The following is a 17,292-nucleotide window of genomic DNA, read 5'->3' on the forward strand; positions in this document are numbered from 1 at the left end:
AAGTCACGCAAAATATAACCGATAAATTTGACAAAAAAAATAAGCCCTATCGGGCTTTCCGGATGCTTTTTCGATTCGTAAGTGTCAAACTCCCGGGAACGAAAGGTGTTCTGCCTTATCAGATTCTGGTGGCAATCTTCATATTCCTGGGCGCCTTGCAGGAAGTCGATATCGTTTGGATGCTTGCCGACACCTTCAATGCCTTGATGGTCATCCCCAACTTGTTCGGTCTCTTCTTCTTGTCCAATCAAGTCAAAGCTGTCTTGGAAGATTACGACCGCTGCAAATTGGAAGGTCGCATCTTCTACGACTACGACGTAAAATGATTTCGAATACTTGATGCCGGTCAAGTCCTTTCCGGCTTATTCCGCTTATACTATAGTCATAACAGACACATAGGAGGAATGAATCATGAGCCAAGCCGTTATCCAATTGGGACCCGTCACTTGCCCATCCTGCATCAAGAAAATCGAAGCCGCCGTCAGCAAAATCGAGGGCGTCGAAACCGTCAAAGTGCTGTTCAACTCCAGCAAAGTCAAAGCCGCATTCGACGGCAACAAGACTTCAGGGAACGCCATCAGCGAAACAATCCAAAAATTGGGCTACGAAGTCCAATCAGTCAAAGAATCCTAAATCATTTTAGGGGTCGCCTCAATTTCGAGGCGGCTCCTATTTTTTGTTTTCGATGGTTTCCTGAAAGATGGATTCCTGATGATTATCCGTCTTTCCGTCCGGATTCGGGGGCATAAACATGGATTCCGCAGAGTTATTCATCTTTTCCGCGCCCCTCACTCGCGCAAATTCAATTATTCCTGAACCGAGGGATATCAGTTGCTTTCGAAAAATAAGCATGCTATCATGAAAACACAAATGAGAATAAGTTGTGCGTTGAAGAGAAGAAGTACCTTTCACGGTCATCAAAGAGAGCCTCAGTCGGTGAGAAGAGGCATGGTCTGGAAAGCGAAAATGCGTCTCGGAGCAAGATGATGCGTTAGTGTCATTTCGGTTTGTACCCGATACCGTACAGAAGTATGGCTGGTTTTGCGTACTTCATAAGGCACAATCCGCGAGGGTCGTGCGAACAAGGGTGGATCACGAAGAGCTTTCGTCCCTGTATTCCAAGCATTTGGAGTATAGGGACGAGAGCTTTTTTACGTTCTCGGATAGATAAATCAAAGGAGGAATTCAAATGGACATCATTTCCATTGTCATTATTCTAGCCGTATTTGTGGCACTGCTTTTCGCACTTTATCGTTTGGGCGCCAAACACATCAAGTTCTCCAAACGCGTTTTCATCGCGTTAGCTTTGGGGATCGTCTTCGGGGCCGCCATCCAGTTGCTTTTTGCACCGGACAGCACAATCACACTGACTGCCATCGACTGGATCAATATCGTCGGTAACGGTTACGTCCGCTTCCTGCAGATGCTGATCATGCCGTTGATTTTTGTGTCGATCGTGGGCGCTTTTACCCGCATCGAAGAAACCAAAAATCTGGGCAAAATCAGCGGATCCGTGCTCGGCACTTTGCTGGGCACAACCGCCATCGCTGCCCTGATCGGATGGGCATCCGTCATCCTCTTCAATCTTGACGGCGCACAATTCACGCAAGGTTCCGCTGAAACCGCAAGGATCGAAGCCTTGACTACCCAGCAGACGCAAGTCGCTGATTTGACGATCCCTGGTCAAGTGCTCAGCTTCATCCCGACCAACATCTTCCAGGATCTGGCCGGTCTGCGTAGCACAAGTACAATTGCCGTCGTAGTCTTTTCCGCTTTTGTCGGGATCGCTTATATGGGCATCAAGAAAAAACAGCCTGAAAATGCTGCTCTGTTCAATAAAGGACTGCAAGTCATCCATTCAATCGTAATGCGCATCGTTACCCTGGTCCTACGCCTGACTCCATACGGAATCTTGGCCTTGATGACCAAAATGATGGCGACATCCAGTTACCAAGCCATCGTCAACTTAGGACTGTTCGTGGTCGCTTCCTATGCCGCGTTACTGGTCGTCCTGCTGGTGCACAGCTTGATTTTGGCTGGAGTCGGCGTCAATCCGATTACCTACTTCAAAAAAGCTTTCCCAGTTTTGAGCTTCGCCTTCACTGCTCGTTCCAGCGCCGGCGCACTGCCGTTGAACGTTGAAACACAAACGAAAGCTTTGGGCGTCGATGATGCTTCCGCCAACTTCGCCGCCAGCTTCGGCTTGTCCATCGGCCAGAACGGTTGCGCGGGCGTCTATCCTGCCATGTTGGCGACCATCGTGGCTCCAACTTTGGGCATCGACGTCACCAGCATCGGTTTTGTATTGACATTGATCTTGGTCGTTACGATCAGTTCCTTCGGGGTTGCCGGTGTCGGCGGCGGTGCTACTTTCGCCGCTTTGATCGTTCTGGGCGCCATGAACTTGCCTGTCACAATCGCCGGACTGGTCATCTCGGTTGAGCCAGTCATCGACATGATGCGCACGTTGACGAACGTGAACGACAGCATGCTGGCTGGCGTCGTTTCTTCCCGCAACATCGGAGAATTCGATTCTTCCATCCTGAATGATGAAGCTGCTGTTGTCGATGGGGATGCGATTTAGTCTTCTATTTATATCTGTCCTGACGAAGGACTCGGCTGCCTGCAATTTGCGGGCAGCTTTTTTTGTATTCGGATACCATTGAGCGGTGAAGTCGCTGCGCTCCTCCGGTGAGGCTTCCCACGCAGGAGAACAGCGGTAATGTGCGGGCTCTTCTCCTGCGTGCAGGTTCTCGTCGGAGCACAAGACTTAAATGTAAGCCGTACTCCGGCGTAGCCTCCGTTCGCCGGAGGAAAACGGTTGAGATTCTGCTGAGCGAAATTGCGCATCCAAAGCTTGACCCCCATCAAGTCGCTTTCCTGCCTGATGGCGTATGATTAGGCTATAGGAAAATACCAGAGGAGGTCATTAAAATGATCAAATGGATAAATAAATACAAAAACCGCATTACCGCACTATCAGGCTTCCTAATCGTCATCGGTTTTGCTTTGAAAACCCTCGGATATACCACTGCTGCTGACTTCGCGCTTATCCTCGCGACGCTCATCGCGGTGGTTCCGATCATGTACAAAGCCTATCTGGCGTTGCGGATGAAGGCTTTCAGCATCGAGCTGCTGGTGACGATTGCCGTCATCGGTGCGCTGTTCATCCGCGAATATACGGAGTCTTCCGTCGTCACCTTCCTGTTTCTGTTCGGTGACTTCCTGGAAGCACGCACCTTGGAAAAGACCCGCTCTTCTCTGCGGTCGTTGATCGACATGGCGCCCCAGGAAGCGATCGTCCTGCATGGCACCGATCAAGTCGTTGTGCCGGTCGAGGAAGTGGCTGTCGGGGATCGGCTGTTCATCAAGCCCGGCGGCAAAATTCCGGTTGACGGCATCATCGTGAAGGGTCAGGCGGCCATCAACGAAGCCGCTGTGACGGGAGAAGCGATCCCGGCCAATAAATCCTTGGATGACAAAGTCTTTTCGGGTACATTGGTGGACGATGGCTTCATTGAAATGATCGCGGAAAAGGTCGGCGATGACACAACTTTCGCAAAAATTATTGAATTGGTCGAAGAGGCGCAGGAATCCAAATCCAAGGCCGAACGTTTCCTAGATGCCTTCGCCAACTTCTACACGCCGGCGATTGTGGTGCTCTCCGTCATCGTTTACGTTTGGACGCGCGACCTGCATCTTGCCATCACTTTCCTTGTGATCGCCTGCCCGGGTGCGCTTGTGATCGGTGCTCCGGTATCGAACGTGGCCGGCATCGGCAACGGCGCCAAATATGGCGTACTCGTGAAAGGTGGCGAGGTCATGGATCGCTTTTCCAAAGTCGATACGCTCGTTTTCGACAAGACCGGCACGCTGACGAAAGGCAAACCGGAAGTGACCGATATCCATGTCCTCAGTAGCGCCGATCGCAGCGAACTGCTGCAGCTGACGGCTTCGGCGGAGCGCATTTCCGAACACCATCTCGGACAAACAATCGTGAAATACGCACATCAACAAGGGCTGGAAACATCTGTTGCGCCGAAAGATGCGGAAGTCATCAAAGGCCACGGATTGAAAGCGACAGTTGAAGGTCAACGTCTCGTCGCCGGCAACCGCAAACTGATGGCCCAGTCCGGAATCTTGATAAATGAAGCAGCAGAAAGCTACGCGATTGCACGCGAAAAAACCGGCAATACCGTCGTTTTCGTGGCCATTGACGGCACGCTCGCCGGGCTCTTCTCCATTGCTGATCAGATCCGCGAGGACGCACCGCAGGCTTTGGCCGAAATGCGCCGCAACGGCATCAAACAGATCATTATGCTGACGGGGGACAACCGCCACACCGCCCAAGCGGTCGCCGAACAATTGGGATTGGACGCCTTCCATGCCGAGCTGTTGCCGGAGGATAAAGTGCGTTTCGTCAAACAACTGCAGGCAGATGGCGCTGTCGTAGCGATGGCCGGTGACGGCATCAACGATGCACCGGCCATCGCGACAGCCGACATCGGCTTGGCCATGGGCGAAGGCGGGACCGACATCTCGATGGAGACAGCCGATGTTGTGCTGATGGCCGACAAACTGATGCAGTTTTCCCATGCTTATTCGCTCTCAAAGGCGACCATGCGCAACATGAAACAGAACATCGCCATTGCGGTTGGAGTCGTGTTCTTCCTTTTGGCGGGCGTGCTGATGGGTTCCGTCCATCTCGCCAGCGGTATGTTCATTCATGAAGCCAGCATCCTGGCCGTCATCCTGAACGCTATGCGTTTAATCGGCTTCAACCGGAAGAAAAGCGGAACGGGTTCGTTCAGTCATGAGAGAAATTTAGGAAATCGTGCCGACTGAGCATCGTAGAGCGCAATATGCTGAGAGACTTCCTGCGTCAGCAGGTTAGTCGAATAGTATCCTTGGCTCGTAGAGACAAGGGGTTCCTTTATCCTTTCCGAAGGGCTAACCCGTGAAGCTAGCCATCAGTCGTTATAAAAAGCTCACATCCAAGATAAAATTCGCATGCAGCCTACGGTTTGCGGTACAATTTAAGCAACCAAGACTGCCTGTCCCATTCCGAAACGGAGGATTTTCCCTATGAACGAAACCCATAAACCGGCGCACAATTGCGGCGGAGACTGCGCCTGCAACTCGCACAAATCCTGCATTTCGCTGGTGCCGATCTTCAATCACTTGGAGCCGGACCAGATGGACGAAATCATGTCCGTCACGCATCCGGCGACCTACAAAAAAGGCGAACTGCTCTACCGCCCCGGTGATACGTCGGATACACTCTATATCCTCCATTCCGGCCTGATCCGCATTTACCGGCTGGCCGAGTCCGGAAAAGAGCAGCTCGTGCGTTTCCTCAATCCTGGCGATTTCACTGGTGAGTTGGCCCTCTTCAGCGAATCGAAGCACGAAGCCTATGCCGAAGCGGTGAAGGAGACCCAAGTTTGCCGGATGAAAAGGAACGATCTACAGCACTTTTTGTTGAAATACCCGGCCATTTCGCTGAAATTGCTGCAGGAATTCTCCAACCGTCTCGAAAAGTCGGAACGGCAGACGACCTACGTGTCGACCGAAAAAGTCGAAGCCCGCTTGGCCCTCTACCTTGCCGAACTGGCCAAGAAAGACGGCGACACCATCACTTTGCCGATGTCGAAGAAGGATCTCGCTTCCTACCTCGGGACGACACCGGAAACGATCAGCAGGAAGATGGGCTCATTGGAAGATCATCACCTCATCAAACAACTGAACCACCGCGAAATCGTCATCCTCGATCTCGATGGCTTATTGTTTCTCTAAAATCGCTCACGACCGTCTCTTAATGGGACGGTTTTTTGATTTGCAGACGCATGAATAGTCAGCTGTCGGGTATTGGGATAGCTACGCATTGCGATTACCTGACAGTTGTGGGATCTCTCGGTTGTTTGCGTCGCGCAGCGAGCGGTTCACCCGACAGACATACAATCCGCTCACTTTTTGCCGGATCACAACCGTATTCCGGAAGCGCGCTTTGTGGTAGAATAGGCTAGAAAAGTGAGACAAGCCCGATCTGCCTCGAAAGAAATTTAGGAAATCGGAAATCGTACCGACTGAGCATCGTAGAGCGCAATAGGTACGATTTATCTAATTTCCGAGGGGCAGGCTTGAATCACTGGACAGTTTACGAAAAAGGGGGAAATTTTGATGACAGAAAAAATGAAGCAGCGGCTTTTGTTGGTCTTTGCCACGGTTGTCGGCTTCGTGATCGGCTATCTGAATCCGGCGACTTCGCAGGCGCTTTTGTCGGGCATCGGCTGGATTGCGGGGATCGGTATGTTCATCCTCTTCCGCCGCTCGAACAAGAATCCGGAGCGCGACTACTCGGAAAGCTGGGCCTACCTGCTGATCCGCATGCTATTGTTCTTCATCATCGGTGCCGCTTTGGGCAGCATGATCCCTTATTACCAACAGATCATGGCTTTGCAGCAGCAATAGGCCATCTATTCATTATTCAAAAAACAACCAAAAAGGAGTATGTATGCACATGGATTATGTCGCCATTGACTTTGAAACTGCAAACAGCCGTGGTGACAGCGTCTGTTCCATCGGATTGAGCCGCTTTTCCGACGGTAAGGAAGTCGACCGCTACTATGCGCTCATCAATCCGCGCCAATATTTCAGCCGCGGGAATATCCAAATCCACGGCATCACCGAGGCCATGGTCGCTCGTGAACCCGACTTTGCCGGCCTATACCCAGACATCCGTTCCTTCATCGGAACCGATCCGCTGGTGGCCCACTTTGCCCAATTCGATATGAGCTGTCTGCAACAAACGATTGAAACCTACAAACTGCCGAAGATGCAGAATGAGTTTTTCTGTTCCTGCAAGATGGCGCAGCGTATGCTGGATCTGCACAATAACCGCTTGCCGACCGTGTTGGACTACTTCGGCATGACGATCGATAACCACCATAATGCCGTGGAGGATGCGGTCGCCTGCGGGCTGATCACCAGCAAAATGCTGGCGCAATACGACTACGACATCCAAGGATTTCTGGACGAATACCAATACCGGATGGGCAAATTGTTCTCGCATAGCTTCGGCGTCGCGAAAGGCAGCAAAAGTTCCCCTGCCAGACGAACAAAAACGGCGGCACCACTGAAGCCGAAGAGTCTGCTGTTCGATAGGGAACACGTCTTTTACGACAAGCACGTCTGCTTTACCGGCCGCTTCCAAAAACTGAAGCGCAACGATTTGGCCCAGCTCGTCGTCGACGTCGGCGGCCATTTCGATGCCAAGCTAAGTTACGAGACCCTTTATTTGGTCGTCGCCGACAGCGATTGGCGCAAGATCGGCACACCGAGCGAGAGCCGCAAAATCCAGGCAGTCCGCGAGCTGCAAGGCAGCGGCCACAATTTGACGATGCTTTCGGAATCGGATTTCCTGCGCAACTTTCTGAAGGAATGAGGTGAAGACAGATGAATATCTTCAGCAAAATGGACAATTTATTGAGCCTGACCGAAAATGAGAAAATTTTGGTTTCCTATATAAAAGAAAATCCCGAGGCTTTTGTGAAAATGACTTCAGCGGAAATCAGCGAAGCCAGTTTTATTTCGAACGCAACGATTTACCGCTTATGCAAAAAGATGGATTTGGCCGGACTTTCCGAATTGAAGATTCTGGTTTCGGCCTCGGTCGGAGACTATCTGAAAGAACGGAAAACGCTGGATTTCAACTATCCGATCCACCCCAACGAAACCCAATATCAGATTACGCGGACGATGCAGGAACTCTACGAACAGACGGTTGTGTCCTCGCTCAACAATCTCGATCTGGAGCAGCTGCGGCAGGCGGCTTCCTTGATGAAAAAGGTGCCATCCATCGACCTGTATACCTCTGCCGGCAATCTGTTTTTCGCCGAGAACTTCAAGTTTCAGATGCAGGAAATCGGCAGATTCGTCAATGTCCCGATCGAAGAATATCATCAGCGTCTGACAGCGGCAGCCAGTGATCCCTCGCACCTGTCGATTGTTGTTTCATACGGCGGACGGGGGACGGTCATTCCCGAAATCGTGAAAATCTTGAAGAATAACCGATCACCCATTCTGTTGATCACATCCACCGATGCGATCCCTTTCGCGGGTGCTGCCACGCACCACCTGTACATGAGTTCAAATGAAAGCCATTACAATAAGATCTCTTCGTTTTCGACCAGACTTTCATTACTGTTCTTGCTGGATTGCCTCTACACCAGCTATTTCAAACTCGACTACGATCACAATGTCGCAATGAAAATGGATTATTACAAAAAAATCAGTCGAATCACCTGGTGAGATTCACTAAGTCAACAAGGTCTTCTGAAAGAATCCTCTCAGTGTTCAAACCGTATGGATGCAAGTTCTGAGAAATTTCTTTCATTCGGGGCTCGGCATCTTTTTTCGTAAATAGTTATGGCTTATACTGAGTGCATCCATAAAAGAGGGCCTTTCATTTCTTAATGAAATCCTCCCGACGTGAGATCGCTCAGTCAGTAAGCGTCGGAAAAAAATGACTCCATCATTGAGAAGAAAGGCCTTATCTGCATACTGCCATACGCAATGAGGCGTCCTTCTCTGCGAAACCCGGACAGATCTGTCCGGGTTTTTGTGGTTCTTCGGCAAAAAACGGAAACGAGGCTGCCTCGTTTCCGTTTTTCTTTTTCGCTATTCTTTGCTGAGGGCTATCTGTTTGTCCCGGTTGCCCAGAAATTCGTTCAGGAAGGCCGCAGCCAGTATCAGCACGCCTCCCGCCAATTGCACGGGTGATAAGTCTTCTTTCAGGAATACGGCCGAAACCACAATCGCCGTCACCGGATCGACATAACTGAGGACAGCGAATGTCTGGCTCTCGACAGCTTGGGCGCCTGCAAACATAAGCACATAGGCAATTCCCGTGTGGATGATTCCCAAAACCAGCAGACTGGTGATGGAGCCGCCAGTCAATTGTCCTAATCCGAAAACGGAAGTCAGAGCGACATAAGGAGTCAGGATTCCTGTTGCGATGACGAGCGTCAAAGCAGTCAGCGGGATCCCGCCAAGACCTACAATTTTTTTGTTGGACATAATGGCCACCGCATAGAAAAATGCTGCAGCCAAACCGAAGCCGATCCCGACCGGATGATTATAATTCCCCGCATTCGGGCTCACGCCGATAATCAGGAACATCCCCAGCATCGCCAAAAGGACGCACGCGATCTTTTTCGCGGTCAAGGATTCCTTGAAAACGAACGGCGCCAACAGCGTCATGAAAATCGGCTGGAAATAATAGCTCAACGTCGCATTCGATACCGTCGTGTACCGGAAAGCTTCAAACAGCAAAATCCAGTTCATGCCGACAGCAAAACCCGAAAGCAACAGGAACTTGGCATTTTTCCTGACCAACGCCAAAGGGATCTTTTCCTTGCGCACCATCAATGTCCCCCAGAGGAACAGACTCCCCAACGCTCCCCTGAAGAAGGCAACCTGATTGGACGCCAAATCGATATTCTTAACGAAGATGCTGATTGTCCCGAATATCAGCATCGACAGCATCACTTTCCCTTTTCCTTTCGACACAACCCCACACCTTCCCTTGATTGATGAAAATAGTACATCCATCATATCACAGAGTTTGCCGGCCGGGACAGGTCTGGTTCAAAAAAATACGGAACGCATAACCCACTGCGGTCCGTCATATATTATCTACTTTTTATCATAAATGCTGTACAACGCTTCTCCCAGCCGATCGAGCGTGTCTTCGATCACTTTGGTCGGCGCCGCCAGATTGATGCGTTCATAGCCTTCGCCTTCTTCCCCGAAGATGTAGCCTTCATCGGTAAAGAACTGGGCTTCCTCGCGCATGAACCTTTCTAGCTCTTCAGGCGCTAATCCCAGTGCTTTGAAATTCACCCATTGCAGATAAGTCCCTTCAACCAAGGGCGCGGTTATTTTAGGGAAATTTGCAGCAAAGAAGTCGCGCACCAGATGCTGGTTCCTATCGATGACCGGAATCAGATGGTCGAGCCACTGTTCAGCTTCATTGTAAGCGACCCGGCAGCCTTCCAATCCTAGTGTCCCGACCATACCACAGGCGACACTTCCGAGCGCATCGGACATTTTCTTACGCAAAGCCTCATTTTTGATGATGATGTTGGAAGTGCACAGCCCAGCCAGATTGAAAGTCTTGGAAGGCGAAGTGCAGGTGATTGTCCTTTCCGCCACCGCATGGGAAAGTGTCTGGAAAACTTTATGTTCGTAGCCGGGCATGATCAGGTCGTGATGGATTTCATCCGCGACGATGATCATGTCATAGCGCAGCACGATATCCGCTAAACGGGCAAGCTCTTCTTCCGTCCAGACTCTTCCGACCGGATTATGCGGGCTGCAGAAGATGATCAGCTTGTTCTCCTTCTTGCGGCAGAGGTGCTCAAGCCCTTTAAAGTCGATCGTATAGTCGTCCGCGCGATTCAAGAGCGGATTCCTGATGATTTTCCGTCCCGCGTTTTCGATGGCCCCAAAGAAAGGATAATAGACCGGTGTCATGATGATGACTCCCTCTCCCGGTTGGGTATAGGCCCTGACCGCTGCATAAAAGGCAGAGACGACGCCCGGACTGGTCAGAATCCAGTCCTTCTCCACCTCAAAATTGTGCCGGCGTCGTTGCCAATCGATAACTGCTTGGTAATACCCTTCAGTGGGCACGCTGTACCCCAATATGCTGTCTTCCAGATATTCCTGTAAGCCTTTGGTGATTTCCGGCGCAGTCTTGAATTCCATGTCCGCCACCGTAAGAGGCACCACATCATCGGCTACATCCGGCATCCATTGATACATCTGTTGCCATTTCACGGACCCTTTGTCTTTTCTGCTGATGACCGATTCGAAATCATATATTTTTTTGTTTCCTTCAATCTCCATCCCGTACACCATACTATCTCTCCTTTCCTCTTTGTGTGAGATTTAGTCACACGAAAGTCGGTTCAGCACCTCACTTTGGGGTGCAATTCAATTTTGACACTAACTATAACGGGATTTCCGGCTCTTGTCGAATTTTTCATAACAAAATTGGTCACAAAACCTTACATGCGATTAAAACCCAACCCCAAAACCCTAAATAACAGCGATTTCCCGGCGTCACTATTCCTTACATGCCCTTTGGCACAAAAAACAAGTCCCGGTTACGCCGCCTGTGCGCAACCGGGACTTCTAAAGCATTCTTTCTGAAAGGCTTACTTGAATTCAATGAAGAGGTAAAGATCTCCACCGACGAAATTCGGTGTGCGTTCCAAGGAATTGACCAGAATATTCATTCTGATGCGGTCATTTTCGGTGATAACCGTCGCATCCTCGATTGTCAGATTCCCTTTATCGAAGCCTGACGTTGCAGACTGCTCGAAAATGGTATCGTACACTTCCCGGGTATTGTAGGCGATCAGTTCCTGTCCGGCCGCATCCTTCAAAGTCAGAATATAGTACTCGTCATCCAGTCTCTTTTCCAATTGGTATTGTTGGCCATTCGCTTCAAAATCGGTAGTTTCAACTGGGCTTGTTTCGACTTCGGAGTAGTAAAGATACTGGTGAAGCATAATATCAAAGCCTGTGATTCCAACGACGGGATTGGCATCCCAATTCAGGTAGACGAACTCGCCTTCGCCTTGCGGGTACTCCGTTTCGGAATAGGTCATGTCAAATCCGTAGGTATCGCTGAAATCACTGTAGACATTGAAGTCGCTCGGCAGGTAGGCCACCTCTTTATTGTAGCCCATGTTGTCGATGTAGGACGCGACCTTTGTGATAACAATCTTATCGCCGATGGAAACGTCACTTTTCGGAACGATGGCGTTATCCACCAACATATCATTTTCCAATAGTTTCCGTTCCAAAAAGCCGATCTGGTTGTTCTTGCTGACGGTAAAGGCATCGATCGGCGGAATGATGGAAATGGCCGACAACACAAGCAAAGCGATGGCGATCAAACCGTTATGTTTCGGTTTCATGAAACTGAAGATAACTCCTGCTATCGTCGCGAAGATGCCGAACAGGATGACATAATAGCGGCCATGCGTGACGCCCATCTCCCTGATTTTCAGGAAGGAAGCGATGGTCTGAAAGACGACGATCGGAATCAGGATTTTAGGAAAAACCTTGCGGAACAGGTCGGCAAATTTATTCTCGAGATTGCAGGCAAGGATATAGACGATGATGACGATGATCGCATAGGAAACAAGCAGCGGCTCCATGAGATTGTCTGTCCAGAATTCCCCTCCGATGTTCCGAACAACGTAAACCACGAGAATCAACGTATAGATGGCAGTCAAAGGGATGATGATGTAGGAAATCAGGATTTCCAGGAAGCGCGGAACCATAAATTGGCGATCCAGCGTTTCTCCACGCTTCGCCCATGCCTCATCCGGTATCAATTCTTCGCGCTTGCCCGGATACAGCGGCGTCATCGACAAGAAATAGATCGGCGCAAACAAGGAAGCGACGATATTCATAAGATGCGAGAGAATCTTGAAATCGATGTTGAAGAGCAGGTAATCAGTGGCATAGAAAATGGCGCTGATTCCGCCTGTCAACACTGCTGAAAAAAGTACGGTAGTAAAGAAAGCTTTCATAGCCGACAAAAAACTCCGGTGGAAAGGCACCTTCACACTTTTGATCGATGGTATCCAAATAAAAGCAATCATGAGAGCGAACAGTGCCACACCCGTTTTTACACTTATGGCGATATTGTACTGCGTCTGCGGTCCGACCGCGAAGTAATAGCCGATCGTAAGTAATACAGCCCCGCCCATCAGCAGATAGCGGGCATTCAATTGCGTAAAGAAACGTTCATAAACCATTTGGCCGACGATGCTCAGCATGGCTCCCACCAAAAAAGTGAACAGATAGCGGGCATAATCCTCGCGCGGGTTTTCGATCATGAAGCTGTTCAAGACTGCGACCGCGATCAAAAAGAGCACGGTCAGTGGATAACGACTGATGGAACGCCCCATTCCTTTGTAGGCTTTCCACAATGCGTCTTTGAATTTCATTTTTGCCACTCCCTTCAGGCATTCGGATGATCGGATAGCATTCTCTTTTTCCGAAACCTTCCCCCTTCCAGCTCCTATCCTTTGCACCCGCATTATTTCTAAATGTATTCCCGATGAAATCGTACAGTTTGCTTATCTTAATTATGGATATCCAGACGCACCTTTGTCAAATTTTGCGGTGCCTTTAAGGGCGCGCACCAAAATACAACTACCTCTGCGCTAGCCAGCTCCTCATTCTTATTGTTTGAACGGTCCCGTCTTCGCATCCTTCATCGCCAATTGGATATAATCGATGGAAGCGTTGAGTTTGGCTGTTTCCCGCTCATTCAAAGCAACCCCGAATTGTTTTTCCACGCCGTTGCGGCCGATCAGGCAAGGCATGCTCAAAGCCACATCGCCATCATGACCATACTGTCCGCGCAGAATCGTACAGACGGGATGGACGCTCTTTTCATCCAACAGGACCGCTTGCGCCAAGGTGATGGCGGATTGCGCAACCCCGGCATTCGTCCAACCTTTCCCGTTCAAGACATCGTAGGCTGACTTCACGACCGCCGCTCCGATCGCTTCTGGTTCCAACGTCTCGACTTCCGGGAAATAAGTTCCGAACTCCTCATAGCGAATCCCGTTTATAGCCAACCGACTCACCACCGGGAAGGCTGTGAAGCCGTGTTCGCCCATCATATAGCCGGTCACGCTCTTAGGATCGACACCGTACTGTTGGGAAATCACTTTGCGCAGACGGGCCGAGTCCAGCATCGTGCCGGTCCCGAAAATCCGGCCTTCCGGATAGTCGAATTCGCTGGCCGCGATATAAGTAACCGTGTCCAATGGATTTGTGATCAGAATGATGATGGCTTCTTTTGTATATTTTACGATTTCAGTCATCACTTCACGGATGACCGCAGCATTTTTTTCGGTCAAAGAAGCGCGATCCGGGATGGCATTCGGATCGTTTTCATCCTTCAGGACACTCGGCCCGGCAGCGATGATGATGACGTCCGCATCCACGCAATCGGCGTAATCCCCGGCGTGTACGTCCACATTGGACATATAGGTCAACGCGGTCGCATGCGCCTGATCCAAGGCTTCCCCATGGGCAACATCCTTCAGAATATCGATTGTCGCGATTTCCGCAAATAACCTCAATTTCATCGCATCCGCCAACACATAGGAACCTACATGCCCCACACCCACCACAACAAGTTTATTTTTGTGCATCTTTTCCCCTCCAGTTCTCATCATACTTTCATCTTAGCATCTTTTCGGCGATTTATCACATGTATTTCGCGAAGATGGACGGGCCACGGCGCCGGCTTGCAATAATCCGTCCGTCCGAGTACTATGGAAGCAACATCACCAAGAGGAGCATACGTTAAATGGAAAAGTTTCTGGAAGCTTTAAAACAAAAAATTCGTAGTAAAGAGGGCTTGTCGCCCAAGATGCAGGATATTCTGGATGCTTGCGTGGTACTATTCTCGACGAAAGGATTTTCCAACACCAGCACAAAGGACATCGCCAAAGCCGCCAATGTTGCTGAGGGAACCATCTACAAACACTTCGGGACGAAGGAAAACTTACTTTACGCTACGATTTTCCCGATTCTGCGCGACATCATCTCTACGGAAGCGCTCGCTCAAGTGCAACAGTTCCGCAGTTCTGCAGAGAACGCGCCGTTCGAGCGGTTCGTGGCATTCATCGTGCGCAAGGATGTTATGATGCCGGAAGAGCATTTTCAATCCGGTAAAATTTTTCTTACCGAAATGATGTACGACAAACAGCGCTGCCAAGAATTCATCACCATGATTCCAAAGGACTTAATTGAAGGCATCTATGCGATCCTCGACGGCTATAAAGAGAAAAATGAGATCGTCGATTGGCCGAATCCCGTCATTTGGCAATTTATCATGAGCATCCTGTTCGGTAATCACCTGACCCATTACGTCCTTTTCACGGATACAAAACGCGACAAAGAAGCCGAAATCACTTATTTGACCCAACAGATCGTCAAAGGCCTCAGCCCCGATAAGCAATAGCATTGACAGCCCTTTACAGAATCGCTATACTTGACTAATCGTACGGTGAGTAAATACTCACTCATCGGCATTTCTTTCAAAATAATAAGGAGGCATCCCCTAACTATGGCTTTTGTCGAACTAAAAAATCTGAATAAGTATTACCCTATCAGCGGCTCGGAAGATTTCCAGGCACTTAAGGACGTCAACCTTTCCTTGGACAAAGGCGAATTGGTCTCAATCGTCGGTGAATCCGGCAGCGGTAAATCAACCTTGATGAATCTGTTGGGCGGTCTCGACAGCCAGTTCTCAGGCGAAATAACCATTGACGGCCAAAACATGAGTACGTTCAAGGAAAAAGATTTCGTGAATTACCACAAAGAGAAGATCGGCTTCGTTTTCCAGAGTTTCAATCTTGTTTCCCACCTCAGCGTGCTGGATAACGTCACGTTGGCGATGACGCTTTCGAACGTCGATAAAAAAACGCGGGTCGCAAGGGCGAGAGAAGTCCTGAAGCAACTTGGCCTTGACGACCAATACAAAAAGAAACCCAGCCAGTTATCCGGTGGACAAAAGCAACGTGTGGCCATCGCCCGTGCGTTGGTCAACGACCCGGACATCATCATTGCCGATGAACCTACCGGAGCTTTGGACTCACAAACGACTGATCAGGTGCTGGACATCATCCAAGACATCGCCAAAACCGGTAAGTTGGTCATCATGGTCACCCACTCGGAGAAAGTAGCGGCCCGCTCCACGCGCGTCGTCACAATTGATGACGGAAAAATCATCGGGGATATTCATCAAGGCGAGATCGCCTTGCACGACAATGCATTTGAACTGCAGCAGAAAAGTAAAAGCAAAAATCTCACGTTTTTTGCAGCAATCCGTTTGGCCCTTCTTAATATGAAGGAAAAGTTGGCCCGAAACATCCTGATCGCGCTTGGCGGCAGCATCGGCATCATGAGCATCATCGTGATGCTGTCCTTGGGCGAAGGCGTCAATGATTATCTGACCGAAACGATGAACGCAAACGTCAATCCGCTCGTCAGTGAAGTGCGGATGCCAATCGTCATCGAAACCAACAATAGCGAGAACGCCGATTCATCCATGATGATCAGGACTCCTGCCGGAGCAGAAATCCCTGCCGGATCCGCGCCATCGGGTCCGCCTGCCGGGGTGACGCAATCCAATCCGTTCGGAGAAGAGAACCTGGAGGAATTGCGGAACATCCCGCATGTGGCAGAAGTCAATCTGGCCTACTCTTCGCTTACGATCGGCAGCGACAACGTCATCTATGAAGGAGAAAAGTATGCCTTCATGAACTTCGGGACAACCTCCGGCATGACCGATTCCAACATCCTCTATGGGGCTTTCCCTGAAGAAGGCGAAATCCTGATCACAGAAGGTGTCGCCAACCAGCTGGCTGGCACTGCGGAAGAAGCCATCGGCAAAGAAGTCACCGTGGATGTTACCATAGACGGTGAATCGTTGGAAAAAAATTATGTCATCAGCGGCATCTATTCAGCCGGCCAAGCCATCGGAGCGTTCGAATCTGTTTATATGTCGGCGGAATCATTCGAAACCTTGACTGCGGAAAACAATCTGGAAGTAGAACCGAACGTTGTCTACTTGGTATCTGATGATCCGGAAAATACCCAAGCCATCAAAGATGAAGTGGCCGCCCTAGGTTACCGTGGTTCATCTGCGGATGCACTGGCTTCCACGTTCACCCAAATGCTGGATATCTTCACTTACATCCTTTCCGGGGTTGCCGGTATCTCCTTGTTCGTGTCCGCCATCATGATTTTGACGGTACTCTACATCAGCGTAGTGGAACGGACACAAGAAATCGGTGTCATCAAAGCAATCGGTGGCCGCAAGAAAGATATCCGCCGCATCTTCGTTTCTGAGTCCTTCCTGATCGGTCTGTTCAGTGGCATTCTGGGTGTTGGTATCGCCTACCTCATCACCGTCGTCGGAAATATTGTTGTGGAGAACCTGTTTGATACTGCCATCCTGAATATGACACCGGCATTTGCGGTGTTCGGCATCGTCACCAGCGTGATCATCAGCATGGTAGCCGGCCTGATGCCAGCCCAAAAAGCAGCCCGCCTAGACCCAGTAGAAGCCCTAAGACACGATTAAGAGCAGGATACGATGAATCCCGTTTAGAAATCGAGCACTAAGAGGAAATACCCACCGCGACCCGGTTTTGGTCGAGGTGGGTATTTCAGCTTAGGCGG

At 50.0% G+C, this 17,292-nt stretch carries 14 protein-coding genes; 10 read left to right on the forward strand and 4 right to left on the reverse strand.

Annotated features, from left to right (window positions below; translation table 11 throughout):
• From BMZ71_RS11220 to BMZ71_RS11255, 8 genes are all read left to right on the forward strand, one after another.
• A partial coding sequence (locus tag BMZ71_RS11220) for an alanine:cation symporter family protein (protein WP_143071429.1) occupies nucleotides 1-326 on the forward strand: 326 nt, incomplete at its 5' end.
• A gap of 85 nt (nucleotides 327-411) precedes the next feature.
• Nucleotides 412-633: a heavy-metal-associated domain-containing protein gene (locus tag BMZ71_RS11225; protein ID WP_086990329.1), complete on the forward strand. Its 222-nt coding sequence runs from the start codon at nucleotides 412-414 to the stop codon at nucleotides 631-633.
• 556 nt (nucleotides 634-1,189) lie between these two features.
• Nucleotides 1,190-2,584, forward strand: coding sequence for an L-cystine transporter (locus BMZ71_RS11230; RefSeq protein WP_086990332.1), 1,395 nt, complete (start codon nucleotides 1,190-1,192; stop codon nucleotides 2,582-2,584).
• Between the two features lie 350 nt (nucleotides 2,585-2,934).
• Nucleotides 2,935-4,845, forward strand: coding sequence for a heavy metal translocating P-type ATPase (locus tag BMZ71_RS11235; RefSeq protein WP_086990335.1), 1,911 nt, complete (start codon nucleotides 2,935-2,937; stop codon nucleotides 4,843-4,845).
• A 240-nt stretch (nucleotides 4,846-5,085) separates the two neighbouring features.
• Nucleotides 5,086-5,796 carry a Crp/Fnr family transcriptional regulator gene (locus tag BMZ71_RS11240; protein WP_086990338.1) on the forward strand — a complete coding sequence of 237 codons (711 nt, stop codon included), beginning with the start codon at nucleotides 5,086-5,088 and terminating at the stop codon, nucleotides 5,794-5,796.
• Between the two features lie 384 nt (nucleotides 5,797-6,180).
• Nucleotides 6,181-6,471: a hypothetical protein gene (locus BMZ71_RS11245; RefSeq protein ID WP_086990341.1), complete on the forward strand. Its 291-nt coding sequence runs from the start codon at nucleotides 6,181-6,183 to the stop codon at nucleotides 6,469-6,471.
• 49 nt (nucleotides 6,472-6,520) lie between these two features.
• Complete coding sequence (locus BMZ71_RS11250) at nucleotides 6,521-7,444, forward strand: exonuclease domain-containing protein (RefSeq protein WP_177187598.1); 924 nt, start codon at nucleotides 6,521-6,523, stop codon at nucleotides 7,442-7,444.
• 11 nt (nucleotides 7,445-7,455) lie between these two features.
• Entirely contained in the window at nucleotides 7,456-8,310 is an 855-nt protein-coding gene (locus BMZ71_RS11255) for a MurR/RpiR family transcriptional regulator (RefSeq protein WP_086990346.1), read from the forward strand.
• Between the two features lie 369 nt (nucleotides 8,311-8,679).
• On the opposite strand, the gene BMZ71_RS11260 is transcribed toward BMZ71_RS11255, so the two are convergent.
• The 4 genes from BMZ71_RS11260 to BMZ71_RS11275 form a co-directional block, all read right to left on the reverse strand.
• Nucleotides 8,680-9,570: a DMT family transporter gene (locus BMZ71_RS11260; protein WP_177187599.1), complete on the reverse strand. Its 891-nt coding sequence runs from the start codon at nucleotides 9,568-9,570 to the stop codon at nucleotides 8,680-8,682.
• A gap of 126 nt (nucleotides 9,571-9,696) precedes the next feature.
• On the reverse strand, nucleotides 9,697-10,923 hold the full coding sequence (locus tag BMZ71_RS11265; RefSeq protein WP_218142814.1) for a MalY/PatB family protein: 1,227 nt from the start codon (nucleotides 10,921-10,923) through the stop codon (nucleotides 9,697-9,699).
• Between the two features lie 299 nt (nucleotides 10,924-11,222).
• Nucleotides 11,223-13,031 (reverse strand): DUF4153 domain-containing protein, encoded by a 1,809-nt coding sequence (locus tag BMZ71_RS11270; RefSeq protein ID WP_086990352.1) that lies wholly within the window; start codon nucleotides 13,029-13,031, stop codon nucleotides 11,223-11,225.
• A gap of 237 nt (nucleotides 13,032-13,268) precedes the next feature.
• Entirely contained in the window at nucleotides 13,269-14,252 is a 984-nt protein-coding gene (locus tag BMZ71_RS11275; protein ID WP_086990355.1) for a lactate/malate family dehydrogenase, read from the reverse strand.
• Between the two features lie 158 nt (nucleotides 14,253-14,410).
• On the opposite strand from BMZ71_RS11275, the gene BMZ71_RS11280 reads away from it, so the two are divergent.
• On the forward strand, nucleotides 14,411-15,067 hold the full coding sequence (locus BMZ71_RS11280) for a TetR/AcrR family transcriptional regulator (protein ID WP_086990358.1): 657 nt from the start codon (nucleotides 14,411-14,413) through the stop codon (nucleotides 15,065-15,067).
• 105 nt (nucleotides 15,068-15,172) lie between these two features.
• Nucleotides 15,173-17,194, forward strand: a complete 2,022-nt coding sequence (locus BMZ71_RS11285) for an ABC transporter ATP-binding protein/permease (protein WP_086990360.1) — start codon at nucleotides 15,173-15,175, stop codon at nucleotides 17,192-17,194.
• Nucleotides 17,195-17,292 lie beyond the last annotated feature (98 nt).

This window comes from Trichococcus flocculiformis (assembly GCF_900113645.1).
In the GTDB taxonomy this organism is placed as follows: Bacteria; Bacillota; Bacilli; order Lactobacillales; family Aerococcaceae; genus Trichococcus; species Trichococcus flocculiformis.

What these genes read in the sequence shown, in the direction of transcription:
- BMZ71_RS11250 (WP_177187598.1), top strand. Translation starts at nt 6,521, where the DNA reads ATGGATTATGTCGCCATTGACTTTGAAACTGCAAACAGCCGTGGTGAC.
- BMZ71_RS11285 (WP_086990360.1), top strand. Translation starts at nt 15,173, where the DNA reads ATGGCTTTTGTCGAACTAAAAAATCTGAATAAGTATTACCCTATCAGC.
- BMZ71_RS11275 (WP_086990355.1), bottom strand. Translation starts at nt 14,252, where the DNA reads ATGCACAAAAATAAACTTGTTGTGGTGGGTGTGGGGCATGTAGGTTCC.
- BMZ71_RS11230 (WP_086990332.1), top strand. Translation starts at nt 1,190, where the DNA reads ATGGACATCATTTCCATTGTCATTATTCTAGCCGTATTTGTGGCACTG.
- BMZ71_RS11225 (WP_086990329.1), top strand. Translation starts at nt 412, where the DNA reads ATGAGCCAAGCCGTTATCCAATTGGGACCCGTCACTTGCCCATCCTGC.
- BMZ71_RS11240 (WP_086990338.1), top strand. Translation starts at nt 5,086, where the DNA reads ATGAACGAAACCCATAAACCGGCGCACAATTGCGGCGGAGACTGCGCC.
- BMZ71_RS11270 (WP_086990352.1), bottom strand. Translation starts at nt 13,031, where the DNA reads ATGAAATTCAAAGACGCATTGTGGAAAGCCTACAAAGGAATGGGGCGT.
- BMZ71_RS11280 (WP_086990358.1), top strand. Translation starts at nt 14,411, where the DNA reads ATGGAAAAGTTTCTGGAAGCTTTAAAACAAAAAATTCGTAGTAAAGAG.
- BMZ71_RS11265 (WP_218142814.1), bottom strand. Translation starts at nt 10,923, where the DNA reads ATGGTGTACGGGATGGAGATTGAAGGAAACAAAAAAATATATGATTTC.
- BMZ71_RS11235 (WP_086990335.1), top strand. Translation starts at nt 2,935, where the DNA reads ATGATCAAATGGATAAATAAATACAAAAACCGCATTACCGCACTATCA.
- BMZ71_RS11255 (WP_086990346.1), top strand. Translation starts at nt 7,456, where the DNA reads ATGAATATCTTCAGCAAAATGGACAATTTATTGAGCCTGACCGAAAAT.
- BMZ71_RS11245 (WP_086990341.1), top strand. Translation starts at nt 6,181, where the DNA reads ATGACAGAAAAAATGAAGCAGCGGCTTTTGTTGGTCTTTGCCACGGTT.